The sequence below is a fragment of the Luteibacter sp. PvP120 genome (assembly GCF_054055715.1).
Window position 1 is genome coordinate 328,266 of record NZ_JBSRXP010000005.1, and the last position, 24,090, is coordinate 352,355.

Genomic DNA, 24,090 nt, shown 5'->3' on the forward strand with positions numbered 1-24,090 from the left:
CACGAATTTATCTCACGGACAGGCTCGCTCATTCGCGATCTTCACTGGTGGCTGGCTAGCCTCCGGTTTTGACCTGATGGAGTGCCGCATGACCGTGGAAGCCTTCGACCTCATCGTTATCGGCGGCGGCTCGGGAGGTCTTGCGACGGCCATTCGGGCGGGGAAACACGGCGCCCGGGTGGCGCTGGTGGAGCCGGCGGAACTCGGCGGCACCTGCGTCAACGCCGGCTGCGTGCCGAAGAAGGCGATGTGGTTCGCGGCGCAGATGGCCGAGGCGCAGTACATCGCGGTGGACTACGGCTTCCACGAGACACCGGGCCGCCTGGACTGGCCGCGTTTCATCGACCGGCGCAACGCCTACATCGAGCGTATCCATGGCAGCTACCGGCAGTCGCTGGACAAGGCGCACGTCACTCTGGTTCACGAGCGCGGCCGGTTTCTCGCTGCGGATCGCATCCTGGCCGGCGAGCGGGAGCTCACCGCGCCGCACATCGTCATCGCCACGGGCTCCACGCCGAACACGCTGGAGAAGCCCGGCTTCGATCTCGGCGTCACGTCGGACGGTTTCTTCCGCCTGCGGGAAAGCCCGAAGCGCACGGCCATTGTCGGCGGCGGTTACATCGCCGTGGAACTGGCCGGCGTGCTTCGCGCCCTGGGCAGCGAGGTGGACCTGTATGTCCGCGGCCGCCTGATGAGCGACTTCGACGAGGAGATGTCCTACCAGTTGGGCGAGGAGATGCAGAAGCATGGCATCGGCATCCACTACACGTGCCAGATCGACGCGGTGCACGAAAAGGACGGCGTGCTGATGCTTGACTGCGACCGGGGCAGCCACCCCGGGCCATACGATCTGCTGGTGTGGGCCGTCGGCCGTCATGCGAATACCCATTCACTCGACATCGACCGTATCGGCGTGCATGCGGACGGGCAGGGCCATATCGAGGTCGACGACTTCCAGAACACGTCCGTGCCCGGCGTGTATGCGGTGGGCGACGTGACCCAGCGGCTGGCGCTGACACCGGTGGCCGTCTCGGCGGGGCGCAAGCTGGCCGACCGCCTGTTCGGCGGCAAACCGAACGCGCAGCTGGATTACCGCAACGTGCCCAGCGTGGTGTTCTCGCACCCGCCGCTCGGCACGATCGGCATGTCCGAGCAGCAGGCCCGCGAGGCGTACGGCGACGACGTGCAGCTGTACAAGCAGTCGTTCGTGCCCATGCAGCTGGCGCTGGCGCAGCGTCCGATGATGGTGCGGTTCAAGCTGATCTGTGTGGGCGAGGACGCTCGCATCGTCGGCCTGCAGATGCTCGGCCCGGGTGTCGACGAAATCCTCCAGGGCTTTGCCGTGGCGATCAAGATGGGTGCGACCAAGGACGACTTCGACGCCACCCTGGCCATCCATCCCACGTCGGCGGAAGAGATGGTAACCATGGGTGACCGCGTACCCGGTTGAGCGTTTACACTGGCCCCATGATTCCGTACACCCTGCATCGCGGCAACGCGCCGCTCCTGATCAGCCTGCCGCACAACGGCAGCGCCATTCCCGACGACATCGGCGCGCGGATGAAACGCCGCGCCCGACGATCGGTGGATACGGACTGGCACGTGGCCGAGTTGTACGACTTCGCCCGGAACATGGGCGCGAGCATCATCAAGCCGTTCGCCTCGCGCTACGTGGTCGACCTCAACCGTCCGTCGGATGGGCACGCCCTTTACCCGGGCCAGGCCGAAACCGGGCTGGCGCCGCTGGTGATGTTCGACGGCAGCCCGATCTACCGGCCGGGCGCGGAACCGGATGCCGCGGAGATCGCGGACCGTGTCACCCGCTGGTGGAAGCCTTACCACCAGGCCCTGGGCGACGAGATCGCCCGGCTGCGCAAGCAGTTCGGGCGCGTGGTGCTGTGGGAAGGGCACTCCATCCGCAGCCAGGTGCCCATGCTGTTCGAAGGTCGCCTGCCGGATTTCAACCTGGGCACGGCGGATGGCGCCAGTTGCTCGCCCGCGCTGCAGCAGCGCGTGGTCGACCTGCTGCAGGCGCAGGACGAGTACACCTTTGCAGTCAACGGACGCTTCAAGGGCGGCCATATCACGCGTCACTACGGGCGTCCGGACAAGGGCATCGACGCGATCCAGCTGGAGCTGGCGCAGATCAACTACATGGACGAAGACTCGTTCGAATACCTGCCGCGCCAGGCCGCGGGCGTGCAGACGCTGATCGGCGGGATGCTCGAGGCCTGCCTCGTCAGCTGACCACGGCCGCCACGCACTTGAGCTCGATGGCGATGGGCGTGGGCAACGCGGTCACCTCCACGGTGGTCCGGCAGGCATCCACGCCGGCGAACGCTTCCGCGTACAGCCGGTTGTACGTGGCGAAGTCGTCGGCCATGTGGGTGAGGTAGACCGTGACGTCCACCAGATCCTCGAAGCGGGCACCGCTGGCCTCGAGCACGGCGCGCACGTTGGCGAACACCTGTCGGCACTGCGCTTCGATGTCGTAGCGAAGCAGCCGTCCATCGGCATCCACGACGTTGCCGGGGATGCTGTTGTCGGCAGGCCTGCGCGGGCCGATGCCGGAGAGGAACAGGAATGGCCCCACGCGCCGTGCATGCGGGTAGGCGCCCACCGGTTCCGGTGCGTTCGCGGTATGGATGCCCTCAGTGCCCATGGTCGATGCAGACATTCCTGGCCTCGGTGAAAAAACGCATGGCTTCCACGCCGCCCTCGCGTCCCATGCCGGATTGCCGGGTGCCGCCGAACGGCGTGCGCAGGTCGCGCAGCATCCAGCAGTTCACCCAGACGATGCCGACATCCAGCCTGGCGGCGACACGATGGGCGCGCGATACGTCGTGGGTCCACACCGAGGCGGCCAGGCCGTAGGGCGTGCCGTTGGCGATCGCCAACGCCTCGTCTTCCGTGTCGAACGGCAGCAGCGTGACCACCGGGCCGAAGATCTCCTCCTGGTTGGCGGCTGCTTCGGCAGGCAATCCTTCGATGACGGTGGGGGCGATGAACCAGCCCGAGGCGCAGCGGCCGGGCACAGCGACGCGATGGCCGCCGCACAGCACCTGCCCGCCATCGGCCCGGGCGCGCTCGATGCACGCCATGACCTTGTCGAAGTGCGCGCGAGAGACGAGTGCGCCCAGGTCGCTGGTGTCATCCGCGGGGTCGCCGACACGCAGGGCCCGGACGCGATCGAGGTAGGCCGCACGGAAACGTTCGTAGATGCCCCGCTGCACCAGCAGGCGCGAACCGCAGAGGCAGATCTCGCCCTGGTTGGCGAACCCGGAACGCACCAGCGTGGCCATGGCCGCGTCGCTGAAGTCGAAATCGTCGAACACCAGCGTGGCGTTCTTGCCGCCCAGTTCCAGCGACGTTTTTTTCAACCGGGCCGCCGCGGCGGTGGCGATCGCCGTGCCCGTGCGCGTGCTGCCGGTGAAGGACACCGCCTTCACCGCATCGTGGGTGACGATGGCCTCGCCCACGCGGGCGCCCGTGCCCTGCACGATGTTGAGCACGCCCGGCGGAAAGCCCGCCTCCGTGACCAGCGTGCCCAGCAGCCACGCCGTGTAGGGCGTCACCTCCGACGGCTTGGCCACCACGGTGTTGCCGGCGGCCAGCGCCGGCGCGATCTTCCAGGTGAACAGGTAGAGCGGCAGGTTCCAGGGGCTGATGCAGCCGACCACGCCGAGCGGCAGGCGCAGCGTGTAGTTGATGGCGCCGTGCGCCATGCCGTGCGACTCGCTGCTCCACTGCGTGGCGGCCGCGGCGAAGAAGCGCAGGTTGGCGATGGCGCGGGGAATGTCCAGCGAGCGGGCAAGCGCGACGGGCTTGCCGCTGTCCTGCGATTCCGCGGTGGCGAAGGTATCCAGGCGTGCCTGGACCAGGTCGGCCAGGCGGAACAGGCAGGCAGCGCGGACATCGGCCGGCGTCGTGGCCCAGCCCGGTCCCGCGCGGCCGGCGGCAGCCACCGCGGCGGCGACGTCGGTGGCGTCGGAGTCCGGGCAGCTGGCGAAAACGCTGCCCGTGGCGGGATCGACCACATCGAGATAGGCCCCGCCGTGGGGTGCACGCGGTGCGCCGTCGATGAAGTTGGCCAGGACGATCATGCGTGCCGTCAGTTGAGGCTGCGGGTGCGCCCGCCATCGACGCTCAGGCTGACCCCGTTGACGTAGCCGGCCGCCGGGCTGGCCAGGAAGGCGATCACCGCCGCCACCTCGGCCGGGTCGCCGAAGCGTGCCGCCGGGACGCTGGCCAGCAGGCCACGCTCGACATCCTCACGGCTGCGTCCTGCCTTGCAGCTGGCCTCGACCAGGGCCTCCAGGCGGGGTGTGCGCGTATACCCCGGCAGCACGTTGTTGACAGTGATGCCGTCGTGCGCCACCTCCGCCGACAGGGTCTTGGCCCAACCCGCCACGGCGGCGCGCACCGTATTGGACACGCCGAGGTTGGGGATCGGTTCCTTGACCGAGGTGGAAATGACATTGACCACGCGCCCGTAGCGCGCGGCACGCATGCCGGGCAGACACGCCTGGGTGACCACCTGCGCCGCCAGCAGGTGCTGGCGGAAGGCGGTGAGGAAATCGTCGGGTGTGGCGCTGGCAGCCGGCCCCGGCGGCGGGCCGCCACTGTTGTTCACCACCACGTGCACGGCATGCAGGCCGACGATGCGCGCCACGGCGGTGGCCAATGCATCGGTATCGAGCATGTCCACGGCGATGGGTTCGTGGGCCTGCCCGGGCTGACCGGCGGGCAGTTCGCGTGCCAGGGCCGCCAGGGTGTCCGCCGAGCGGGCGAGCAGGGTGACGCTTGCGCCGAGTGCCGCCAGTTCGAAGGCGGTGGCGCGGCCTATGCCCTGCGAAGCGCCGCAGACCAGGGCGTGGCGACCGGTGAGGCGAAGATCCATGCGAACTCCCTCGTTGGAATGGCAAGCGTCAGCGTTGTTTCGCGGCCCACCACTGTAACGCCATCGCCGCCAGCCAGCACGGCCAGGCCAGCCAGGGCGCGCGGCGCCACCAGGCCTGCCAGCGGTTGAGGTCGGCATCGTTGAAAAGGGCCGGTGCATCCGAGCGCAGCACGCGGCGCACGCGCAACCAGTTGGCCATGCCGTTGGGCCGGCCGGTGTCCGCTTCGGTGATGGTTTTCCACTGGTCCGGATAGCGTGCGCGGAGAATCGCCGTGAAGCGCCACTGCGCGACGAAGTGCAGCACGAAGAAGGCAATGGCCCCCAGCAGGAGCGCGAGATAGAGGATCACCGGGGTCTGCATGGCGGGGTCAGCTGTCCTTGTCTTTCTTCTTGGCGTCGGTGCCCAGCAGGTCGGTGGTGACCACGCTGCGGAGGGTGGAGATCACGCCGTTGCCCTGCGACGCCTTGGAGCAGACGGCATTGTTGATCGCCCGCTTGTAGGTGTCGTTCTGCATGCCGAGGAACAGCACGCCATCGGGGCCGTGCGGAATCTTGAAGCTGCCGGCCGAGCTCATCTTCACCGGCGCCTCGGCCGAGAAGCTGCTGGGTGACTGTTCCCAGTAGGTCTGGTCTTTCTGCTGCTTGGCCGACGAATACACCACCATGTAGCGGGCTTTCTCGTCCTCGACCTTGAACTTGCCGAAGGCACCGGTGGTTTCGCTGGTCCAGCCCATGTATTCGCATAGCTGGATGTCCTCGGCGTGCAGCGGCTGGAAGGCGTCGTCCAGCAGCACCACCGTGGGCGCGAATAAGTAGCTGGAACTCAGCCAGCGGCCGTTGAGCTCCGACTTCATGGCGATGGTGTAGGGCAGCTGGGCACCGGTGGGCAGGCGGAACGCCAGGAAGTAGCTGCGGTCGCCATTGAGGTTGGCGACCGGGCTGTCCTTGGTCAGTTCGAACCGCTGCGGCTGCCAGGGCAGCATGTCCTGGTAGGACAGGTCGGCGAAGCTGCCGCAGCAGGGCGTCGCCGCGTCCAGCGTCTTGCGCGCCGCATCGATGGCCGCCGTGGTCTTCTCCGGTGGGCGGAAGTTGGGCGGCACGATGGCGCTCATCGTGTGGCAGGCGCCGAGGCCCAGGAGGGCCACGGCGATCAGCAGGGGGCGTAGGACGTGTGGGGGCATGATTTTTTCAGGGAAGCTCGTCAGAACTCGGCGCTTCCTGCGGCACGGGGATAGGGAATGGCATCGCGGATGTTGGCCAGGCCGCAGACGTACACCAGCAGGCGCTCGAAACCGAGGCCGAAGCCGGCGTGCGGCACCGTGCCGTAGCGGCGCAGGTCGCGATACCAGTTGTAGACGTCCTTATCGAGGCCGAACTGGTCCATGCGGCGGTCGAGGTAGTCCAGGCGCTCTTCGCGCTGGGCGCCGCCGATGATCTCGCCGATGCCCGGTGCAAGGACGTCCATGGCCGCGACCGTCCTGCCGTCGTCGTTCAGCCGCATGTAGAACGCCTTGATTTCCTCGGGGTAGTTCATGACGACCACGGGACGGCCGATATGTTCCTCGGCGAGGTAACGCTCGTGCTCGGTCTGCAGGTCGATGCCCCAGGCCACCGGGTGCTCGAACGACTTGCCGCACTTCTGCAGGATCTCGACCGCCTCGGTGTACTGGATGCGCTCGAACGGCTTGGCGATGAACGCCTCCAGCCGGGTGATGGCGTCCGACTGCACGCGCTCGGCGAAGAAGGCCATATCGTCCTGGCGTTCGTCCAGCACCGCCTTGAAGATGCCCTTGAGGAACAGCTCGGCCAGGTCGGCGTTGTCGTCCAGGTTGGCGAAGGCCACCTCCGGCTCGACCATCCAGAACTCCGCCAGGTGGCGGGTGGTGTTCGAGTTCTCGGCGCGGAAGGTGGGCCCGAAGGTGTACACCTTGCTCATGGCCAGGGCGTAGGCCTCGACGTTGAGCTGGCCGGACACGGTCAGGAAGGCCTCGCGACCGAAGAAATCCTTGCGCCAGTCGATGCCGCCCTTGTCGTCGCGCGGCAGGTTGGCCAGGTCCAGGGTGGACAGGCGGAACATGTCGCCGGCGCCTTCGGCATCCGACGTGGTGATGATCGGCGTGTTGATCCAGAAGAAGCCCTGCTCGGTCAGCAGCCGGTGGATCGCCGTCATCATGGTGTGGCGCACGCGGGTCACCGCGCCGAACAGGTTGGTGCGCGGGCGCAGGTGGGCCACCTCGCGCAGGAACTCCATCGAGTGCTGCTTGGGCTGGATGGGGTAGGTGAGCGGGTTCTCGACGAAACCGGTGACTTCCACCCGCGTGGCCTGGATCTCGAAGGCCTGGCCCTTGCCCTGCGAGGGCACCAGCCGACCGGTGGCGATGACGCCGGCGCCGGCGGACAGGTGCTTCACCTCGGTCTCGTAGTTGGCGAGATCGGCCGTGGCGACCACCTGGATGGGCGCGAAGCAGGAGCCGTCACTCACGTTGACGAAGGAGAGGCCACCCTTGGACTCGCGCAGGGTGCGCACCCAGCCGCGGACGGTCACCTCGTGTTCGCCTGCGGCCGTGCCGCCGGCGAGGGCCTGCTTGACGCTTACCACCGTCATCGATTGAAACTCCGGAAAAGGCGCCGCATTTAAAGCTGGCGCGTAGGACACGACCTTGCATGATAATGTAAGGGTCAGGTGAACGGCACCGTTCCCCGGGTATACCACGGCAATAAAACGAATCGATGAGCATCCAGATCACTCCCGCCGCCTCCGAGCGCATGCGCAGCTTCCTTTCCCGGGCCCCGCAGGCCGCCGGTGTGCGCTTCTCCGTCAAGCGGATGGGCTGCTCGGGCTTCGGCTATGTGGTCGACCTGGCCGGCGCCATCGCCGCCGAGGACCAGGTGCTCGATATCGACGGCATCCGTGTCGTGGTCGATCCCACCAGCCTCCCGCTGGTCGACGGTACCCTGATCGACTTCCAGCGCCAGGGCCTGAACGCCTCCTTCGTGTTCCACAACCCGAACGCCACGGGCGAATGCGGCTGCGGCGAGTCGTTCACCGTCGCCTGAAGCCCTCCCCCGTAGGAGCCGACGATGTCGGCGATACACGCCTCACAGGCCACCCGTGCCGCCCCGGTTGCGACACCCCCCGGTTTCTCCCTACAATAGGCGGCTGGCCCTTCCCCAAGGAGGGGTCTTCTTGCCTCACCGTACGAACGGGAGGCTGCCATCCCCGTAAGGGGTGCATCCACAAGGAGTCACCATGCGTCATTATGAAGTCGTGTTCCTGGTCCATCCGGACCAGAGCGAACAGGTGCCCGCCATGATCGAGCGCTACAAGGCGCTGATCGAAGGCGACAACGGCACGATCCACCGTCTCGAAGACTGGGGCCGCCGCCAGCTGGCTTACCCGATCGAAAACCTCGCCAAGGCTCACTACGTGATGCTGAACATCGAGGTTTCGCAGAACGCCCTGAACGAGCTCGAGACGGGCTTCCGTTTCAACGATGCCGTGCTGCGCCACCTGGTCGTCCGTCGTGACGAGGCCGACACCGAGCCGTCCTTCATCCTCAAGAGCAAGGAAAAGGATGAACAGAAGGGTTCGCGTCGCCGTGACGACGACAGCGACGGCGACGACCGCCGCGGTGGTCGCGACAACGACAACGATCGCGACAGCGACGACTAATCGGGGATCACAGCCATGTCCAAGTTCTTCCGCCGCCGCAAGTTCTGCCGTTTCACCGCCGAAGGCGTCAAAGAGATCGATTACAAGGATCTCAACACCCTCCGCCAGTACGTGACCGAGAACGGCAAGATCGTCCCGAGCCGCATCACCGGCACGAAGGCCCGTTACCAGCGCCAGCTGGCGACCGCGATCAAGCGCGCTCGCTTCCTCTCGCTGCTGCCGTACACCGACAACCACGACGTCTGATCGCGGTAGCCCTCCCTGAACAGGGGAGGGCGTCCGGCGTCACACGTTTTATTTCGGACAACCGTCCTGGCTGCATGGGGCCCATCCCGTGCTAACGAAACGATAGGAAATACCCATGGAACTCATTCTCCTCGAGAAGGTGAAGAACCTCGGCAACCTCGGCGACAAGGTCAACGTCAAGCCGGGTTACGGTCGTAACTTCCTCCTCCCGACCGGCAAGGCCGCCCGCGCGACCGCTGCCAACCTCGAAGCGTTCGAAGCACGTCGTGCCGAGTACGAAGCCAAGGCCAAGGACCAGCTGTCCGGTGCCGAGGGTCGTGCCGCCAAGCTCGACGGCGCCGAGGTCACCATCGAAGTCAACGCTTCGCCGGAAGGCAAGCTGTTCGGCTCGGTCACCCCGCGTGACGTGGCCGAGGCCCTGACCGCCAAGGGTCTGGAAGTCGACAAGAGCGAAGTGATCCAGGCCGAAGGCCCGTTCCGCAACACCGGCGAGTACGAAGTCACTGTCGTCCTCCACGCCGATGTGCAGCAGATGGTCAAGGTCAAGGTCATCGGCGCGTAAGCACCGGTTACCGCGATACCCGACGGGCGCCCTTGTGGCGCCCGTTTTCGTTGGTGCCGCGCGACGTGTCGTCCCGGCTTGCCATGGCAGGCGACGGCGTGCGGCATTGCGTAATGTCTCAGGCTTCCGCCTCGCCCCGACGCACGCCGTCGCGGCCGTTCGCCGAGGGCGACCGGCGTAGCGACGCCGTTTTGCGCGTCAACCGTCCGCTCCGCCTTGGCCGGCCTCGTGCCGCCACCTAGAGTCGGGTGTCCCGTGGGTGGATGGAAGGCGTCGGATGCGTAAGTGGTGGTGGCGGTCGTGCCTCGGCATGGCCGGTAGCTGGATGGGTGGGGCGTCGGCGTGGGCCGCGGATGCGCCGGTCGAGAGCCCGTTCAATCTCGACGTGCGGTATCGCTACAGCAACCTGCATTCCGACGGGGCGCCGAAGCGCGGCCATGCCAACACCCTGCGCACGCGGGTCGGTTATTACTGGCGGATCGGCAACGGATGGAGCGCCTACGGCGAAGCCAGTCGCACATGGTCGTTGTTCGGCCAGCAGTACGACGACGGCTCCGGGCGCCGCACGCCGTATCCGGCCGAGGCGGACCCGTCCTCCACCGGTATCAGCAATGCCTGGGTGTCTTGGCGCAACGACGATGTGGCCGTGCGCGCGGGCCGGCAGTACATCCGCCTGGACGGGGGGCGCTTCGTCAGCAACAACCCGTGGCGGCAAAGCCTGCAGTCGTTCGACGGCGTCGGCGTCACCTGGAAGGCCTGGCAGGGCGCGGAGCTTCGTTATTACTGGCTCGGCAGGGTCAATCGCACGCTCGGCTACGATTTTCACGACCGTGACCAGCGCCGATGGAAGCTGGACGCCCACCTGCTCCACGTCGACCAGGACTTGGCCCTCGGCAAGCTCTCCGCCTACGGCTATTTCATCCGCAACGACACCGTGGCCGCCCAGTCGGTGAAGACGGTCGGCGTGCGCTGGACGGGAAGTGCGGCCGTGGGGCCCGCGGGTGCGACCCTGGGCTGGACGGCGGACACCGCGCGGCAGCACGCCTATGCGAACAACCCCGCGCGGTTCAGCCTCGGCTATCACCTCATCGACGCCACCTGGGGCGTGCCCGCGTTGTCGCTGCGGGTGGGTGAGGAACGGCTGGACGGTAACGGCCGCAAAGCCATCAACGTCGCCTATGGCGCGGCACGTGCCTTCAACGGCTGGGTGGTGGCTTTCCGCATCCCGCGCAGCGGCCTGCGCGAGCGCTACGTCGGGCTGCTGGGCTCCCTCGACGCCGGCCGGAAGATCGGCTGGCAGGTCACCTCGCGGCACTTCGTCGCGGACGAGGGCGGGGCGGTGCTGGGTCGCGAACTGGATGCCGGCGTGCTGACCGACCTGGGCCACGGCTTCTCGTTGGATGTCCAGTTTGGCGATTACCGGGCTGCCGGGCACGGCGTGGACGAGCGTAAGCTCTGGCTGATCGGGCAGTATCGTTTCGGCGACATGCCGCGCTGACGGTTTCGCCCACAGGTTATCCACAGACTTATCCTCTCAACGCCTGCGACCGGGGCGCGTATCATGGCCGGACGGCGACCCGGGCCCGGGTCACGCGCCGACGTATGACGAGGTAAACCATGTCTTTCAATCCAGAACGCGGCGATCGCGGCGATCGCAAGCGCCGCCGCGATCGTGAGCCCACGGCGTTCGAGTCCCTGCGCATCCCGCCGAACTCCATCGAGGCCGAGCAGGCCGTGCTGGGCGGCCTGATGCTGTCGCCGGATTCCCTGGACAAGGTGGCCGACAAGCTCACCGACGACGATTTCTACCGCAAGGACCACCGGCTGATCTGGCGCGCCATCAACGAGCTGGCCAACAAGGGCATGCCGTGCGACGCCGTGACGCTGGGCGACTGGTTCGCCGCCAACGACATGGCCGAGATGGTCGGTGGCGCCAGTTATCTGATGGAACTGGCCAACTCCACGCCCAGCGCCGCCAATATCGGCGCCTATGGCGACATCGTGCGCGAGAAATCCGTGCTGCGCATGCTGATCGACGCTGGTACGTCGATCACCGAGGACGGCTTCCGCCCCGAAGGCAAGAGCGTCCAGGAAGTGATGGAGCTGGCGGAGCAGCGCGTGTTCCGCATCGCGGAATCCGGCGCGCGTGGCAAGAAGGACATCGTCTCGGTGCGCGAGGCCGTGGGCGAGGCTTTCCGCATGCTGACCGAACGCTACGAGAAGCGCGGCCAGCTGACCGGTCTTTCCACGGGGTTTACCGATCTGGACGAGCTCACCTCCGGCCTGCAGCCGTCCGATCTGGTGATCATCGCGGCGCGCCCGTCGATGGGCAAGACGGCGTTCGCGCTCAACCTCGCCGAAGCCGCCGCCCTGCGCGGCAAGAAGGCGGTGGCGGTGTTCTCGATGGAAATGTCGGCATCGCAGCTGGCCTTCCGTCTGATCTCGTCGCTGGGTCGCGTCCACGCACAGCACCTGCGCAACGGCGACCTGGCCGAGGAAGACTGGCCGCGCGTCACCTCCGCCATCACCATGTTGTCGGATGCGAAGATCTTCATCGACGACACGCCCGCCATGTCGCCGGTAGAAATGCGTTCGCGCTCGCGCCGCCTGCAGCGCGAGCATGGCCTGGGCCTGATCGTCATCGACTACCTGCAGCTGATGCAGGTGCCGGGCAACAGCGAAAACCGCGCCACGGAAATCTCGGAAATCTCCCGCGGGCTGAAAGCGCTGGCGAAGGAGCTCAACGTGCCGGTGATTGCGCTGTCGCAGTTGAACCGCTCGCTGGAGCAGCGTGCCGATAAACGTCCGATGATGTCCGACCTGCGCGAGTCTGGCGCTATCGAGCAGGACGCCGACGTCATCATGTTCATCTACCGCGACGAGTACTACAACAAGGAATCGCCCGACAAGGGCCTGGCCGAGATCATCATCGGCAAGCAGCGTAACGGTCCGACGGACACGATCAAGCTGGCCTTCCTCGGGCATTACACCAAGTTCGAGAACTGGGCTCCGGATGCGTATGTGGGCTCGTTCGACTGATCCGGCGCCTCGCCGGGTCATCGCGGCCGCGGCGTGGCTGTCGATGTGCCTGTATGCCGGCATGTCAGCCGCCGCCGGACAGATCACACTGCCCGAGCATCCCACCGTCGATCAGCGCGCGGACATCGAGCAGCGCCTCAACGACTGGCCGTTGCTGGCGCGTTTCGCCCGGGACAACGCGACCTACCCGCCACCGAAGCCGGGCGAGAAGCGCGTGGTCTTCTTCGGCGACTCCATCACCGATTTCTGGGGGCGCCCGGTGGGCGAATTCTTCCCCGGGCACGGCTATATCAATCGCGGCATCAGCGGGCAGACCACGCCGCAGATGCTGGTGCGTTTTCGCGCGGACGTGATCGCGCTGAAACCGGCGGTGGTGGTCATTCTCGCCGGCACCAACGATATCGCCGGCAACACCGGTGCGTCGTCGCTGGGCATGATCGAGGACAACCTGTCGTCGATGACCGAACTGGCGCGTGCCCATGGTATTGGCGTGGTTCTGTCGACGTTGCTTCCCGTGCACGATGGGGTGGTGGCGGATCAGTCGGTGCGCCGGCCGCCATCGACCATCCGTGCGTTGAATGCGTGGATTCGCCAGTACTGCGCCAGCCAGCACCTTGTTTTGCTCGACTACGCCCCGGCCATGACCGACGGCCACACCGCACTCAGGCGCGAACTCAGTGACGACGGCCTGCATCCCAATGCACAGGGATACGCGGTCATGTCGCCGCTGGCGGAGCATGCTGTCGAGAAGGCGCTGGCCGATAGCGGGGCACGTGACGGACGGTAGCCCGATCGGTGCTTCCGGGTTAGACATGCCGCCTCAACGAAGGTCCGCGCGGCTCGCGGCCTGACACGTTGTTTTAAGACATCGCCCAATGGATTCGGGTATGCCGCGCTGATGGAATATCGGCGATCGCTTCCGTGCCGTGACAGGTTTCATCCCGTCGCATGCGGACGCGTTTCCTCCGAAGCATTCGTACATCAGACGCGCCAGCGCCCTGCTTTGTTTCCGGGTATCGACTGACTTACTGCGTCCGGTCGGTTCTCTAGCATCGTGCCCTGGTTTGACGGCATAACACAGGATCACCTATGGACATTTCGATCAGGCACGCCGGCGTGGCGTCGCTTGCGCTTGGCCTTACTCTTTCGCTTTCCGGATGCACGGCGGCCAATCCGCTCGTGGCAAAAGCGCAGAAACAACACGAGGAAAAAGTCGCCGCCATTCCCCATTGTGCCCGCAAGCTCGGCACCATTTCGGTGATCGAGCCGGAGGGCGACGTGCACTGGTGGACCCAGCAGCAGTTGCCTTCGCCCACCAAGCTGATCAAGGTGTTCATCAACAAGTCCGGCTGCTTCACGCTGCTCGATCGTGGCATGGGCATGGGCGCCGCCATGCGCGAGCGGGCGCTGGCCGCGGGCGGCGAACTGCGCGGCGGCGCCAACGTGGGCAAGGGGCAGGTCAAGGCCGCGGATTATGTGATGGTGCCGGATCTGATCTCCGCCAACGCGGATGCCGGCGGCAGCGCGCTCAGCGCGCTCGCCAGCGGCCTGATCGGCGGCAGCACCGGCCGCCTGGTCGGGGCGATCAACATCAGTTCCAAGACATCCGACGTCGTGCTCACCGTCACGGACGTTCGCTCATCCGAGCAGGTCGCCATGACCGAAGGCCACGGCGAGAAGAACGACATCGGCCTCGGCGCCCGCGGTTCGCTGTTCGGCAGCCAGAGTCTCGGCGGTGCCGGTATCGGCGGTTACGCCAACACCACCATCGGCCAGGTCATCACCATGGCCTACCTCGATGCGTACACCAAGCTGGTCAACGAAATGGGCGGCATGCCCGGCAATGCGTCGGCAGCCAACGCGCGGCAATCCGGCACGGTACGTGTTGCGACGCGCATGTTCGCCACGTCAACGATGAAGGGCAAGGCGGTGCGCTCGCTTGATCCCGGCATGGTGGTCTACCCGACGGGCGACAAGGTCGGCTTGGTCTGGGAAGTGGAGGACGAGCACGGCAACCGTGGCTGGGTGTCCTCGGAACATTTCGACCTGGCCAGATAACACCGTCGATGGCGGCCCCGTCCCCTGGCCGCCATCCCGGTGCCCTACGGTTGCCCGGTCGATGCGGCTAGACTGGGCGGTCACTTCCGCCAGGCATGCCGCCGTCGAGCCATGAGCCGTACCACTGTCGCCACCATCCATCTGGGCGCGCTGCGCCACAACCTTGCACGTGTCCGGGCGTTGGCCGGCAGCGCAAGGGTCATGGCCGTGGTCAAGGCCGATGCATACGGCCACGGCCTGGAACGTGTCGCCCGCGCTCTGGGCGATGATGCCGAGGCCTTCGCCGTGGCGGCCATCGCCGATGGCCTCAGGCTGCGCGCCGCGGGACACCGGCAGCGCATCGTGGTGTTGTCCGGTCCCGATACACCCTCCGACATCGCTGAGATGCAGCGGCTTGGCCTCGACGCGTTGATCCATCACGACGCGCAGTTGCCGTGGCTGGCCCGGGCCGATCCGGCGCGCGGCTCCTTACGGGTGTGGATCAAGGTCGACACGGGGATGCACCGGCTCGGCTTCGACCCGGCACGGATCAGGGACATCCATGCGGCGCTGTCCGCCATGCCGGCGATCGATCCGGAACTGGGGTTGATGACGCATTTCGCCTCGTCGGAGGCGTTCGACGACGAGAACACCAAGCGGCAGATCGCCCTGTTCAGGCAAAGCACCGCCGGCCTTGCCGGACCGCGTGCGCTGTCCAATTCGGCGGCCGTGCTGGGCTGGCCGGACGCGCGTGGCGACTGGGTCCGCACCGGTGGGTTGCTTTACGGCTTGTCTGTTGTCGAGGGCAAGGCGGGCGACGACTTCGGCTTCCGGCCGGTCATGACGCTGACCACACGCCTGGTCGCCATCAACCGGGTGGGGAAGGGCGAGCGGGTCGGTTACAACGGTACCTACACTTGCCCGGAAGACATGGATATCGGCGTGGCGGCCGTCGGCTACGGCGACGGTTACCCGCGCAGTGCCGCCCCCGGTACGCCGGTGCGGATCAACGGCTGCACGGCGCCGCTGGTCGGGCGCGTCTCGATGGACCTCATCACGATCGACCTCCGCGGCGTGCCCACGGCCCGCACCGGCGATCGCGTCACGCTATGGGGCGACGGCTTGCCCGTGGAAACGGTCGCGGCCGCGGCGGGTACGATTTCCTACGACCTTACCTGCGGCATGACGCGGCGCGTTTTGTTCGTCGAAGACGAGACCTGAAGGATTCCGGTTCCGGCGTATCGATCCCTGCGACGCGCCTGTGCGATACAGCTTCCTACCTTTTACGGAATGTCCCCGACCATGGCCAAGGCCAAGACCGCCTACGTATGCACCCAGTGCGGCGCCGAGCACAGCAAGTGGCAAGGGCAGTGCGCCGAGTGCAACGAATGGAACGTGCTGACGGAGTTCGTCGTGCAGCCGGCAAAGCCCGCTGCCGTATCGTCGCCCGGTGCACGCCGCGGCGGCTATGCGGGCGACGCGGCCGGCGCGCCTCGCATTACGGCGCTCGCCGAGGTACTGCTGACCGCCGAGGCGCGCACCCATACCGGTATCGGTGAGCTCGACCGCGTCCTCGGCGGTGGCCTGGTCGACGGCTCCGTCGTGCTGATCGGTGGCGATCCGGGTATCGGCAAGTCCACGCTGCTGCTCCAGATGCTCGGCACCCTGGGCGCGGTGCTGCCCAGCCTTTACGTCACCGGCGAGGAATCGCTCAGCCAGGTGGCCGGCCGCGCGCAGCGCCTCGACCTTCCGCTGGCACCGCTGCACGCGCTGGCGGAAACCTGCATCGAACGGATACTCGAGCAGGTGGCGACGGCGCGCCCACGCGTCCTGGTCATCGACTCGATCCAGACCATCTGGACGGAAATGCTCACGGCGGCGCCCGGCTCGGTCAGCCAGGTGCGCGAGTCCGCGGCCAAGCTCACCCGTTTCGCGAAGGAAACCGGCACCTCGGTGTTCCTGGTCGGCCACGTGACGAAGGAGGGTGGTATCGCCGGCCCGCGCGTGCTCGAGCACATGGTGGATGCGGTGCTCTACTTCGAGGGCGAGTCCGGTAGCCGCTTCCGTGTGCTGCGCGCCTTCAAGAACCGTTTTGGCGCGGTCAACGAACTGGGCGTGTTTGCCATGTCCGAGAAAGGCCTGCGGGAGGTTGCCAATCCGTCGGCCATCTTCCTGTCCTCGCACGCCGGGCCCACGCCGGGCAGTGCGGTCATGGTCACCCGCGAGGGCACGCGCCCGTTGCTGGTCGAGGTGCAGGCGCTGGTCGACCAGTCGTCGCTGGGCAATCCCCGCCGCGTGGTGCTGGGCCTGGAGCAGAACCGGCTGGCCATGCTGCTGGCCGTGCTGCATCGTCACGGCGGCGTGGCCGCCTACGACCAGGACGTCTTCGTCAACGTGGTCGGGGGTATCCGTGTGCAGGAAACGGCTTCGGATGTACCGGTGATCATGGCCGTGTTGTCCAGCCTGCGTGATCGACCGCTACCCGAGAAGACCATCGCCTTCGGCGAAGTGGGGCTATCGGGCGAGATCCGCCCCGTGCCCAACGGCGAGGAGCGCCTGAAGGAAGCCGCCACCCACGGCTTCCGGCGTGCCGTCGTGCCTGCCGCCAACGCCCCCAAGCGCGGCCGCGTCGGCGACATGGAGGTCATCGCGGTAGAGCGCCTCTCCCAGGCCCTGGACGCCAGCCGCGACTAGCCCCAACGCCGCCGCAACCGCAACCGCAACCGCAACTGAAACGAACGCGTAGGAGCGCACGCTGTGCGCGAAAAGCCAACAAGGCGTTGACGCGGCACCTTGGCTAGAGCGGCAACAAGCCAACAAGGCGTTGACGCGGCACCTTAGCCAGGGCGGCAACGAGCCACAAAGCCCAGCCCCCTCAAGCCACCCGATGCAACACCAGCTCCAGCACCGCCTTCGTCCCAAAAAACGCCAACAGCAATATCCCCATCCCCGCCAGCGTCAGGTAAACGGCCCGGATACCGCGCCACCCGTGCCGCCAGCGTCCCCACAGCAGCACGCCGAACACCACCCAGGCGACGATCGACAGCACGGTCTTGTGGACCAGGTGCTGGCCGAACAGGTCGCCGACGAACAGTGCGCCGGTCACCAGGGTGAGCGTCAGCAGCACGAAGCCCGCGGCGATCAACCGGAACAGCAGGACCTCGGTGAGGGTGAGCGGGGGCAGGGCACGCAGCCAGTGCCCGAACCGGCTGCGGCGCAGGGCCCGTTCCTGGATCGCCAGCAGGATGGCCAGCGCGGCGGCGATCGAAAGCAGCCCGAACGCCAGCACGGCGATGGTCACGTGCAGCTCGATCTGCCAGGTCATGCTGTCCGGTGCGGTCTTCGGCGCGAGGAACGCGTCCACGGCCACGAAGATCGCCGCCAGCGGGAAGACGATGATGCCCAATCCCGCGACGGGCCGTGACAGGTTGACCAGCAAGGTCAGCACGGAGGCAATCCAGGCCACCAGCGACAGGGCGGCAAAGAAATGCAGGTCCAGCGTGCCGCGATGGGCGCTGAGCAGGACTGCGCCATGGGCCAGTGCAGCCACGGCGGCCAGCGATGCCCCCAGGCGCGCAAGGGGCTGCCCGCCCGTCACCAGCGGCCGCGCGAGCGCACCGGCGGCGGACAGGTAGAGGACGACGGCGACCAGCGAGAAAGTGGTGACGATCATGGCGACGCAGTGTGGCATAGCCGCTTTGCGCCGTGAATGCGACACGCTGTCATTTGCGCGCGTTCGGAGCGTCCGACGCCCATAGTGGGCTATAATCCGTCGTTTACAGCATCTCCGGCACGACTCGCCATGTTCGAATCGCTCAGCAATCGCCTCTCCGATACCGTCAACCGCCTGCGTGGTCGCGGCCGGCTGACCGAGGAAAACATTCGCGAGACGTTGCGCGAGGTGCGCATCGCGCTGCTCGAGGCCGACGTGGCGCTGCCGGTGGTCAAGGCCCTGATCGAACGCGTCAAGGTGCGCGCGGTCGGCCAGGAAGTCCTCAAAAGCCTGTCGCCGGGCCAGGCGCTGGTCAAGGTGGTCAGCGACGAGCTGACCGCCGTCATGGGCCAGGCCAATACCGAGCTGAACCTGGCGGCTACCCCGCCGGCGGTCGTGCTCATGGCCGGCCTGCAGGGCGCGGGCAAGACCACCACCGTCGGCAAGCTGGCGCGGTTCCTGCGCGAGCGCAAGAAAAAGCGCGTCATGGTGGTCAGCTGCGACGTCTACCGCCCCGCCGCCATCGAGCAGTTGCGCACGCTGGCCGAGCAGGTCGAGGTCACCTTCTTCCCGTCGGAAGCCGGCCAGAACCCCGTCGATATTGCCCGCGCCGCCGTGGCCGCGGCTCGTCGCGAGGTCATGGACGTGCTGCTGGTCGATACCGCGGGCCGCCTGCACATCGACGAAGCCATGATGGACGAGATCAAGGCGCTGCACGGCGCCCTCGATCCCATCGAAACCCTGTTCGTCGTCGACTCGATGACCGGCCAGGACGCCGCCAACGTCGCCAAGGCGTTCGCGGATGCGCTTCCGCTCACCGGCGTGGTGCTGACCAAGACGGACGGCGACGCTCGCGGTGGTGCCGCGCTGTCGGTGCGCTACATCACCGGCCGTCCGATCAAGTTCCTGGGCGCCGGCGAGAAATCCGACGCACTCGAGCCGTTCCATCCGGATCGCCTGGCCCAGCGCATCCTCGGCATGGGCGACGTGCTGTCGCTGGTCGAGGAAGTCGAGCGCAAGGTCGATCAGGAGAAAGCCCAGAAGTTGGCCGAGAAGGTCATGAAGGGCAAGCGCTTCGATCTCAACGACATGCGCGACCAGCTCGAGCAGATGTCCAACATGGGCGGCCTGGCCGGCCTGATGGACAAGCTGCCGGGCATGGGCAACCTGCCCGACAGCGTCAAGTCCAAGGTCAACGACAACGAACTCAAGCGTATGGTGGCCATCATCGGCTCCATGACCAAGAAAGAACGCCGCCACCCCGATCTGCTCAACGGATCGCGCAAGGCGCGCGTGGCGCGTGGTTCCGGCACGCAGCCGGCCGACGTCAACCGCCTGCTGAAGCAGTTCATGCAGATGGAGAAGATGATGTCCAAGCTGTCCAAGGGTGGCAGCAAGGGCCTCATGCGCCAGATGCGCGGCGCCATGAAGGGCATGGGCGGTATGGGTGGCATGGGCGGCGGCATGCCGCCGATGCGCTGATCGCGCAAAGCCCTTCCCTTTTTCGTAACTTTCGTTAAAATGCCGGGTTTACCGCGCCCGCTTCTCGCGCGCGCTTTGCCGGCATACGGCACTCTGGAGCTCGTAATATGGTTAAGATTCGTCTTTCGCGCGGTGGCGCCAAGGGCCGTCCGTTTTATCACGTCGTCGTGACCGACCAGCGCAGCCCGCGCGACGGTCGCAACATCGAGCGTGTCGGCTATTACAACCCGGTCGCTTCGGGTGCCGACAAGCGCCTCGAGCTCGACGTCGCCAAGGTCCAGGCCTGGGTGGCCAAGGGTGCACAGCTGACCGACAAGGTCCGTGCGCTCGTTAAGGAAGCCGGCAAGCTGGCTGCCTGATGTCGCTGGAGTCCGGTAAGCGCGTCCGTCTCGGGCGCATTGTCGGGCTCTACGGCGTGCAGGGGCAGGTCAAGCTCGAAAGCTGGACCGACCCCCGCATCCAGATTTTCCGTTACCAGCCATGGCTGCTGACCGCGCCGGGCGTGGAAAAGGAGATCGACGGAATCCGCGGACGCGCGCAGGGCAAAGGCCTCGTGGCCACCCTGCCGGGTATCGAGGATCGCGACCAGGCGACAGCGCTCATCGGGTGTGAGATCACGGTCTCCCGCGATGCGCTGCCGCCTCCTGCTCCCGGCGAGTTCTACTGGACCGATCTCGAAGGCCTCGAGGTCGTCACCACGGAAAACGTCATGCTGGGTCGGGTCAACCATCTATTCGCCACCGGTGCCAACGATGTCATGGTGGTGAAGGAAGGCGAGAGGGAGCGGTTGATTCCATTCGTCCAGGGCCCCTACGTGCATTCGGTCGATTTCGACGCCGGGCGCATCGTGGTGGACTGGGACCCCGAGTTCTAGGCAACGACACCAGGTCATGCGCATCGATGTGGTCTCGTTGTTTCCCGACTTCATCCGCCAGTCGGCGGCGGTCGGGGTGGTCGGCAGGGCGCAGCAGCGCGAGTTATTACGGGTGGAAACCTGGAACCCTCGCGATTTCGCCCCCGACAGGCATCGCACCGTGGACGGTCGCCCCTTCGGCGGTGGACCTGGCATGGTCATGTTGATCGATCCCTTGCGGGCGGCGCTTGCCGCGGTTCGCGAGGCCGCACCGGAACCGGTGCATGTGATTTACCTCAGCCCGCAAGGTGCGCGGCTGACGCAGAAGAGGACCGAAGCGCTGGCGAGCCTGCCGCGAATCGCCCTGATCTGTGGACGTTACGAGGGCGTGGACGAACGCCTGCTGGAGCACGAGGTCGACGAGGAGCTCTCGATCGGCGATTATGTGCTGTCCGGTGGGGAGCTTGCCGCAGCAGTCGTCATCGATGCGGTGGGTCGTCTTCAGGAGGGTGCGTTGAACGACGCGCAATCCGCCCAGCAGGACTCCTTCTCGGATGGCCTGCTGGACTGCCCGCATTACACCCGTCCCGAGCATCACGATGCCTGGGGTGGCGTGCCGGAGGTGCTGCTTTCCGGCGATCACGCGGCTATTCGCCGCTGGCGTCGAAAACAGTCGCTGGGTCGTACCTGGCTGCGCCGGCCGGATCTGCTAACGCAGCGTGCGCTCGATGATGAATCGAGGGCATTGCTGGATGAATTCCGCCGTGAATACGCACGGCCAAACGGTGCGGCCGGAAACGACCGCCGTAATAAAAATTGACAGGTGTGCCATGAACAAACTCCTCCAACAGTTCGAAGCCGAGCAGATCACCCGCCAGCTGCCGGATTTCGGTCCTGGCGACACCGTGATCGTCAACGTCAAGGTGAAGGAAGGTAACCGCGAGCGCGTCCAGGCGTTCGAAGGTATCGTCATCGCCAAGCGCAGCCGCGGCCTGCACTCCGCTTTCACCGTGCGCAAGATCTCGCACGGCACCGGCGTCGAGCGCGTGTTCCAGTCGCACAGCCGTGCCATCGACTCGGTCGAAGTCAAGCGTAAGGGCAAGGTCCGCGGCGCCAAGCTGTACTACCTGCGCGGTCTGGAAGGCAAGGCTGCCCGCATCAAGGAAGACATCGCCGCCGCCGCTGCTGCGAAGGTCGCCAAGAAGGCTGCCGCCGCGTCCGCCGCCGCTGCCGCCGCCGAGTAATCGGCTGCCGCAAGGCGCAACAAAAAGCCCGCGAGCGATCGCGGGCTTTTTGCTTTGGTCGGTTGCACAGCGCCTTGCGTGTCTGGTGTACCTGCGTGTCCGGCGTAGGAGCGCACGATGTGCGCGACATGTTTTGGGGCCATGACATGAAGCTGGCGCGCCAGCCCGATGGTCTTCGCGAAAAGATGTCGCGCACATCGTGCGCTCCTACACCGGCATGTATTCTTCGGCGAGCACCTTGGCGGGTTCCTGCAAGAAGTTGCCCTGGACGAAGTCGACGCCGCAGGCGAACAGCAGCGACGTGCTGACGGCGTCTTCCACCCACTCGGCAATCGTCTGCTTGCCCGAGGCGTGGCCTTCCTTGCAGATTTCGGCGATTTTCTTCTGGTTTTCCGGGTGCTGCGGAAGGTCGGTCATGAAGTTGCGATCGATCTTCAGGTAATCGGCTTCGATGTGGCTGAGGATCTGGAACGAGTTGAGGCCCGAGCCGAACTGCTCGATGCCGAACTTGCCGCCGGCCTTGCGCCATCCCGAGACGAACTCCTGCGTGGGACGCAGGCTGGTCAGCACCTTCGATTCCGGCATCTCGATGACCAGGGTGCTCCGTCGCAGATGGGCGGCTTCCAGGCGACGGCAAAGCCAGGGCAGCAGGTCACGGTCTTCCAGTGACTGCTGGGTCATCTTCACGAAATACGTGGTGGTCATGCCGTCGTTCTCGCGGTGCATCAGCGCGTCGATGGCGTGGCCCAGCACCCAGCGGTCGATCGCCGGCAGCAGGCCGTTGCGCTCGGCCACCGCGAAGAAGTACGAAGGCAGCACGTCGCCCTTGGGGCCACGCATGCGGACCAGGATCTCGTAGAACTCGCCGGCGGCATCCTGCAGGCTGATGATCTGCTGGTGGTAGAGGCGCAGGCCGTCCTTGGACAGCGCGTCGCGGACGAGGTCGAGCCAGTATTGCTCTCGTTCCGCGTCCGCTTTCTCGCGGGCGCTCGGGTCGTGCAGCTCGACGCGGTTGCCACCCTGGTTCTGGGCGTTGCGCAGCGCCGCGCTGGCCTGGTGCAGCACGGTATCGCTGTTGGCGTTCTTCTCGGCGAGCAGGGTGCCGCCGATGGTGATCGTGACGGTCAGTGAGCGCGACCCGGCGTCGAAGATGTGTTCGGAAATAGCGGTGCGCAGCCGCTCGGTCAGCGCGGCGTGTTCCAGGTCGCCGCGCGGGGACAGCACCAGGCCCAACGTGTGGTCGCCCAGCACACCGGCCACGTCGTCCTCGTCGATGGACTCGGCGATACGCGCGGCGATGGCGGCCAGCAGCGGGTCGGCGTTGCCGATGCCGGCGCTGGTGACGATGTCCCTCCAGTTGTCGGGCTCGATCAGCAGCACGGCCTGGCCCTCGCGACCGGCCGCGGCGGCGGCCACGGCCTCGTCGACGTGCTCCAGCGTGCGCGCCCGGTTGAACAGGCCGGTGACCGGGTCGCGCTGCAACTGTGCGACCAGGGCGGCATCGACGATCTGCTGGCGGAAGACGATCTGCAGGCAGGTCTCGCCTTCGAACGTGGCGTGGGCGAACTCGACCAGGGAGGTGAATGTGCTGCCGTCGTCGCGGCGGGCCAGCAGTTCGACCGGGGGTGGCGACTTGTCGCCCTTGGACAGGCTGCGCAGCGTGGCCTTGAAGGCGTCGGCGTGGGTGCCGGCGATCAGGTCGAGGATGGGCAGGCCGAGGATGTCCTCCATCTCGGCAAAGCCGAAGGCTTCCAGGTAGGCCTGGTTGACGCGGACATGCATGCCCTCGTGCACATAGGCGATGGCGTCGCGCGAGGAATCCAGCAGCGAGTCGCAGCGGCGCTCCGTCTCGCGCAGGGAGGTTTCCAGGCGGCGCACCTGGCGGCGCGTGGAGAGGGATTCGAACTCGCGCTCGGTGATGGCCAGGATCTGGTCCGGGCGCCCGCGGGGGGCCACGCCCCGGCAGCCGGCGGCGATCAGCTCGGCCACGGCGTCGTCGCGCAGGGTGTCCACGATGGCGATCAGGGCGAGGTCGCGGCCGCTGGCATTCAACTGGCGCATGACCGCCGTGGGCTCGACGCCGGCGACGTCGGGATTCATCAGCACCAGATCGGGGACCAGCTCGTCGAGGGACGCCTGGATGCCCTCGGCGTCCGTCGCCCGGGCCGGCCTGACCGCCACGCCGCCATTGCGCAGCACGTTGATCAAAAGCTCGGCGTCTTCCACCGAGTCTTCGATGAAGAGGATCCTGATGACGTTGTCGTGTTTCATGCCGTTCCGGTTGCCGCTGGCCTACCCGACGAGCCCGTGCCCCGGCCCGCTCCCCCCGTGTCGCGGCCCGG

25 protein-coding genes are annotated in these 24,090 nt (G+C 66.6%); 17 read left to right on the top strand and 8 right to left on the bottom strand.

Going from position 1 to position 24,090, the window contains the following annotated elements; genetic code table 11:
• Positions 1 to 88: 88 nt before the first annotated feature.
• Complete coding sequence (gene gorA / locus ACVKN3_RS12660; RefSeq protein WP_354515295.1) at positions 89 to 1,450, top strand: glutathione-disulfide reductase; 1,362 nt, start codon at positions 89 to 91, stop codon at positions 1,448 to 1,450.
• Between the two features lie 17 nt (positions 1,451 to 1,467).
• Complete coding sequence (gene hutG / locus ACVKN3_RS12665; RefSeq protein WP_036143020.1) at positions 1,468 to 2,247, top strand: N-formylglutamate deformylase; 780 nt, start codon at positions 1,468 to 1,470, stop codon at positions 2,245 to 2,247.
• On the opposite strand, the gene ACVKN3_RS12670 is transcribed toward hutG, so the two are convergent.
• The 6 genes from ACVKN3_RS12670 to asnS are packed head-to-tail and all read right to left on the bottom strand — an operon-like array spanning position 2,240 to position 7,505.
• Positions 2,240 to 2,677, bottom strand: coding sequence for a RidA family protein (locus ACVKN3_RS12670; RefSeq protein WP_456991854.1), 438 nt, complete (start codon positions 2,675 to 2,677; stop codon positions 2,240 to 2,242). The genes hutG and ACVKN3_RS12670 overlap by 8 nt on opposite strands.
• Positions 2,652 to 4,103 (bottom strand): aldehyde dehydrogenase, encoded by a 1,452-nt coding sequence (locus ACVKN3_RS12675; protein WP_354515293.1) that lies wholly within the window; start codon positions 4,101 to 4,103, stop codon positions 2,652 to 2,654. The genes ACVKN3_RS12670 and ACVKN3_RS12675 overlap by 26 nt, the downstream gene beginning before the upstream one ends.
• A gap of 8 nt (positions 4,104 to 4,111) precedes the next feature.
• Positions 4,112 to 4,900, bottom strand: coding sequence for an SDR family oxidoreductase (locus ACVKN3_RS12680; RefSeq protein WP_285402212.1), 789 nt, complete (start codon positions 4,898 to 4,900; stop codon positions 4,112 to 4,114).
• Between the two features lie 28 nt (positions 4,901 to 4,928).
• Positions 4,929 to 5,261 carry a hypothetical protein gene (locus ACVKN3_RS12685; RefSeq protein ID WP_285402209.1) on the bottom strand — a complete coding sequence of 111 codons (333 nt, stop codon included), beginning with the start codon at positions 5,259 to 5,261 and terminating at the stop codon, positions 4,929 to 4,931.
• Between the two features lie 7 nt (positions 5,262 to 5,268).
• Positions 5,269 to 6,081, bottom strand: a complete 813-nt coding sequence (locus ACVKN3_RS12690; RefSeq protein WP_354515290.1) for a MalM family protein — start codon at positions 6,079 to 6,081, stop codon at positions 5,269 to 5,271.
• 20 nt (positions 6,082 to 6,101) lie between these two features.
• Positions 6,102 to 7,505, bottom strand: a complete 1,404-nt coding sequence (asnS, locus tag ACVKN3_RS12695; protein ID WP_354515288.1) for an asparagine--tRNA ligase — start codon at positions 7,503 to 7,505, stop codon at positions 6,102 to 6,104.
• 125 nt (positions 7,506 to 7,630) lie between these two features.
• Here asnS and ACVKN3_RS12700 point away from each other — a divergent pair, with 125 nt between their 5' ends.
• The 10 genes from ACVKN3_RS12700 to radA all read left to right on the top strand — a co-directional run bounded on the left by ACVKN3_RS12700 (position 7,631) and on the right by radA (position 17,151).
• The gene (locus ACVKN3_RS12700) at positions 7,631 to 7,957 is read left to right on the top strand and encodes a HesB/IscA family protein (RefSeq protein WP_285402202.1); all 327 of its coding nucleotides are present in this window, start codon (positions 7,631 to 7,633) and stop codon (positions 7,955 to 7,957) included.
• Positions 7,958 to 8,150: 193 nt separating this feature from the next.
• Complete coding sequence (rpsF, locus tag ACVKN3_RS12705; RefSeq protein WP_036142999.1) at positions 8,151 to 8,573, top strand: 30S ribosomal protein S6; 423 nt, start codon at positions 8,151 to 8,153, stop codon at positions 8,571 to 8,573.
• A 15-nt stretch (positions 8,574 to 8,588) separates the two neighbouring features.
• On the top strand, positions 8,589 to 8,819 hold the full coding sequence (gene rpsR, locus ACVKN3_RS12710) for a 30S ribosomal protein S18 (RefSeq protein ID WP_029214018.1): 231 nt from the start codon (positions 8,589 to 8,591) through the stop codon (positions 8,817 to 8,819).
• A gap of 115 nt (positions 8,820 to 8,934) precedes the next feature.
• Positions 8,935 to 9,381 carry a 50S ribosomal protein L9 gene (rplI, locus tag ACVKN3_RS12715; protein WP_036142996.1) on the top strand — a complete coding sequence of 149 codons (447 nt, stop codon included), beginning with the start codon at positions 8,935 to 8,937 and terminating at the stop codon, positions 9,379 to 9,381.
• Positions 9,382 to 9,658: 277 nt separating this feature from the next.
• Entirely contained in the window at positions 9,659 to 10,879 is a 1,221-nt protein-coding gene (locus tag ACVKN3_RS12720; protein WP_354515285.1) for an alginate export family protein, read from the top strand.
• Positions 10,880 to 10,998: 119 nt separating this feature from the next.
• On the top strand, positions 10,999 to 12,420 hold the full coding sequence (locus ACVKN3_RS12725; protein ID WP_285402193.1) for a replicative DNA helicase: 1,422 nt from the start codon (positions 10,999 to 11,001) through the stop codon (positions 12,418 to 12,420).
• Positions 12,401 to 13,207: an SGNH/GDSL hydrolase family protein gene (locus ACVKN3_RS12730; RefSeq protein ID WP_354515283.1), complete on the top strand. Its 807-nt coding sequence runs from the start codon at positions 12,401 to 12,403 to the stop codon at positions 13,205 to 13,207. Before ACVKN3_RS12725 ends, ACVKN3_RS12730 begins: the two co-directional genes overlap by 20 nt.
• 302 nt (positions 13,208 to 13,509) lie before the next feature.
• Positions 13,510 to 14,478: a CsgG/HfaB family protein gene (locus tag ACVKN3_RS12735; protein WP_354515281.1), complete on the top strand. Its 969-nt coding sequence runs from the start codon at positions 13,510 to 13,512 to the stop codon at positions 14,476 to 14,478.
• A 111-nt stretch (positions 14,479 to 14,589) separates the two neighbouring features.
• A complete protein-coding gene (gene alr / locus ACVKN3_RS12740; RefSeq protein ID WP_354515279.1) occupies positions 14,590 to 15,678 on the top strand; it encodes an alanine racemase in 1,089 nt (362 codons plus the stop codon).
• An 81-nt stretch (positions 15,679 to 15,759) separates the two neighbouring features.
• Positions 15,760 to 17,151, top strand: a complete 1,392-nt coding sequence (gene radA, locus ACVKN3_RS12745; protein WP_285402185.1) for a DNA repair protein RadA — start codon at positions 15,760 to 15,762, stop codon at positions 17,149 to 17,151.
• Positions 17,152 to 17,332: 181 nt separating this feature from the next.
• Here radA and ACVKN3_RS12750 read toward each other — a convergent pair whose 3' ends face one another.
• Positions 17,333 to 18,130, bottom strand: a complete 798-nt coding sequence (locus tag ACVKN3_RS12750; protein WP_036142980.1) for a cytochrome C assembly family protein — start codon at positions 18,128 to 18,130, stop codon at positions 17,333 to 17,335.
• A 129-nt stretch (positions 18,131 to 18,259) separates the two neighbouring features.
• Between ACVKN3_RS12750 and ffh the strand changes: the two genes are divergently transcribed.
• From ffh to rplS, 5 genes are all read left to right on the top strand, one after another.
• Positions 18,260 to 19,651 (top strand): signal recognition particle protein, encoded by a 1,392-nt coding sequence (ffh, locus tag ACVKN3_RS12755; RefSeq protein ID WP_354515276.1) that lies wholly within the window; start codon positions 18,260 to 18,262, stop codon positions 19,649 to 19,651.
• A gap of 107 nt (positions 19,652 to 19,758) precedes the next feature.
• Positions 19,759 to 20,010, top strand: a complete 252-nt coding sequence (gene rpsP / locus ACVKN3_RS12760) for a 30S ribosomal protein S16 (protein ID WP_029213716.1) — start codon at positions 19,759 to 19,761, stop codon at positions 20,008 to 20,010.
• Positions 20,010 to 20,525 (top strand): ribosome maturation factor RimM, encoded by a 516-nt coding sequence (gene rimM, locus ACVKN3_RS12765; protein WP_456991861.1) that lies wholly within the window; start codon positions 20,010 to 20,012, stop codon positions 20,523 to 20,525. Before rpsP ends, rimM begins: the two co-directional genes overlap by 1 nt.
• Before the next feature lie 16 nt (positions 20,526 to 20,541).
• Complete coding sequence (gene trmD, locus ACVKN3_RS12770) at positions 20,542 to 21,324, top strand: tRNA (guanosine(37)-N1)-methyltransferase TrmD (RefSeq protein ID WP_285402176.1); 783 nt, start codon at positions 20,542 to 20,544, stop codon at positions 21,322 to 21,324.
• A gap of 10 nt (positions 21,325 to 21,334) precedes the next feature.
• Positions 21,335 to 21,748 (top strand): 50S ribosomal protein L19, encoded by a 414-nt coding sequence (rplS, locus tag ACVKN3_RS12775; protein ID WP_036142965.1) that lies wholly within the window; start codon positions 21,335 to 21,337, stop codon positions 21,746 to 21,748.
• A gap of 207 nt (positions 21,749 to 21,955) precedes the next feature.
• On the opposite strand, the gene ACVKN3_RS12780 is transcribed toward rplS, so the two are convergent.
• Positions 21,956 to 24,019, bottom strand: a complete 2,064-nt coding sequence (locus tag ACVKN3_RS12780) for an EAL domain-containing response regulator (RefSeq protein ID WP_354515273.1) — start codon at positions 24,017 to 24,019, stop codon at positions 21,956 to 21,958.
• Positions 24,020 to 24,090 lie beyond the last annotated feature (71 nt).

Bases quoted from the DNA above. Each gene is read 5' to 3' on its own strand.
- ACVKN3_RS12720 (WP_354515285.1), top strand. From the start codon at position 9,659: ATGCGTAAGTGGTGGTGGCGGTCGTGCCTCGGCATGGCCGGTAGCTGG.
- ACVKN3_RS12725 (WP_285402193.1), top strand. From the start codon at position 10,999: ATGTCTTTCAATCCAGAACGCGGCGATCGCGGCGATCGCAAGCGCCGC.
- alr (WP_354515279.1), top strand. From the start codon at position 14,590: ATGAGCCGTACCACTGTCGCCACCATCCATCTGGGCGCGCTGCGCCAC.
- ACVKN3_RS12735 (WP_354515281.1), top strand. From the start codon at position 13,510: ATGGACATTTCGATCAGGCACGCCGGCGTGGCGTCGCTTGCGCTTGGC.
- ACVKN3_RS12675 (WP_354515293.1), bottom strand. From the start codon at position 4,103: ATGATCGTCCTGGCCAACTTCATCGACGGCGCACCGCGTGCACCCCAC.
- ACVKN3_RS12680 (WP_285402212.1), bottom strand. From the start codon at position 4,900: ATGGATCTTCGCCTCACCGGTCGCCACGCCCTGGTCTGCGGCGCTTCG.
- radA (WP_285402185.1), top strand. From the start codon at position 15,760: ATGGCCAAGGCCAAGACCGCCTACGTATGCACCCAGTGCGGCGCCGAG.
- ACVKN3_RS12700 (WP_285402202.1), top strand. From the start codon at position 7,631: ATGAGCATCCAGATCACTCCCGCCGCCTCCGAGCGCATGCGCAGCTTC.
- rplS (WP_036142965.1), top strand. From the start codon at position 21,335: ATGAACAAACTCCTCCAACAGTTCGAAGCCGAGCAGATCACCCGCCAG.
- ACVKN3_RS12670 (WP_456991854.1), bottom strand. From the start codon at position 2,677: ATGTCTGCATCGACCATGGGCACTGAGGGCATCCATACCGCGAACGCA.
- ACVKN3_RS12750 (WP_036142980.1), bottom strand. From the start codon at position 18,130: ATGATCGTCACCACTTTCTCGCTGGTCGCCGTCGTCCTCTACCTGTCC.
- ACVKN3_RS12690 (WP_354515290.1), bottom strand. From the start codon at position 6,081: ATGCCCCCACACGTCCTACGCCCCCTGCTGATCGCCGTGGCCCTCCTG.
- rpsF (WP_036142999.1), top strand. From the start codon at position 8,151: ATGCGTCATTATGAAGTCGTGTTCCTGGTCCATCCGGACCAGAGCGAA.
- ACVKN3_RS12685 (WP_285402209.1), bottom strand. From the start codon at position 5,261: ATGCAGACCCCGGTGATCCTCTATCTCGCGCTCCTGCTGGGGGCCATT.
- gorA (WP_354515295.1), top strand. From the start codon at position 89: ATGACCGTGGAAGCCTTCGACCTCATCGTTATCGGCGGCGGCTCGGGA.
- rpsR (WP_029214018.1), top strand. From the start codon at position 8,589: ATGTCCAAGTTCTTCCGCCGCCGCAAGTTCTGCCGTTTCACCGCCGAA.
- rimM (WP_456991861.1), top strand. From the start codon at position 20,010: ATGTCGCTGGAGTCCGGTAAGCGCGTCCGTCTCGGGCGCATTGTCGGG.
- rpsP (WP_029213716.1), top strand. From the start codon at position 19,759: ATGGTTAAGATTCGTCTTTCGCGCGGTGGCGCCAAGGGCCGTCCGTTT.
- rplI (WP_036142996.1), top strand. From the start codon at position 8,935: ATGGAACTCATTCTCCTCGAGAAGGTGAAGAACCTCGGCAACCTCGGC.
- hutG (WP_036143020.1), top strand. From the start codon at position 1,468: ATGATTCCGTACACCCTGCATCGCGGCAACGCGCCGCTCCTGATCAGC.
- ffh (WP_354515276.1), top strand. From the start codon at position 18,260: ATGTTCGAATCGCTCAGCAATCGCCTCTCCGATACCGTCAACCGCCTG.
- ACVKN3_RS12730 (WP_354515283.1), top strand. From the start codon at position 12,401: ATGTGGGCTCGTTCGACTGATCCGGCGCCTCGCCGGGTCATCGCGGCC.
- asnS (WP_354515288.1), bottom strand. From the start codon at position 7,505: ATGACGGTGGTAAGCGTCAAGCAGGCCCTCGCCGGCGGCACGGCCGCA.
- trmD (WP_285402176.1), top strand. From the start codon at position 20,542: ATGCGCATCGATGTGGTCTCGTTGTTTCCCGACTTCATCCGCCAGTCG.
- ACVKN3_RS12780 (WP_354515273.1), bottom strand. From the start codon at position 24,019: ATGAAACACGACAACGTCATCAGGATCCTCTTCATCGAAGACTCGGTG.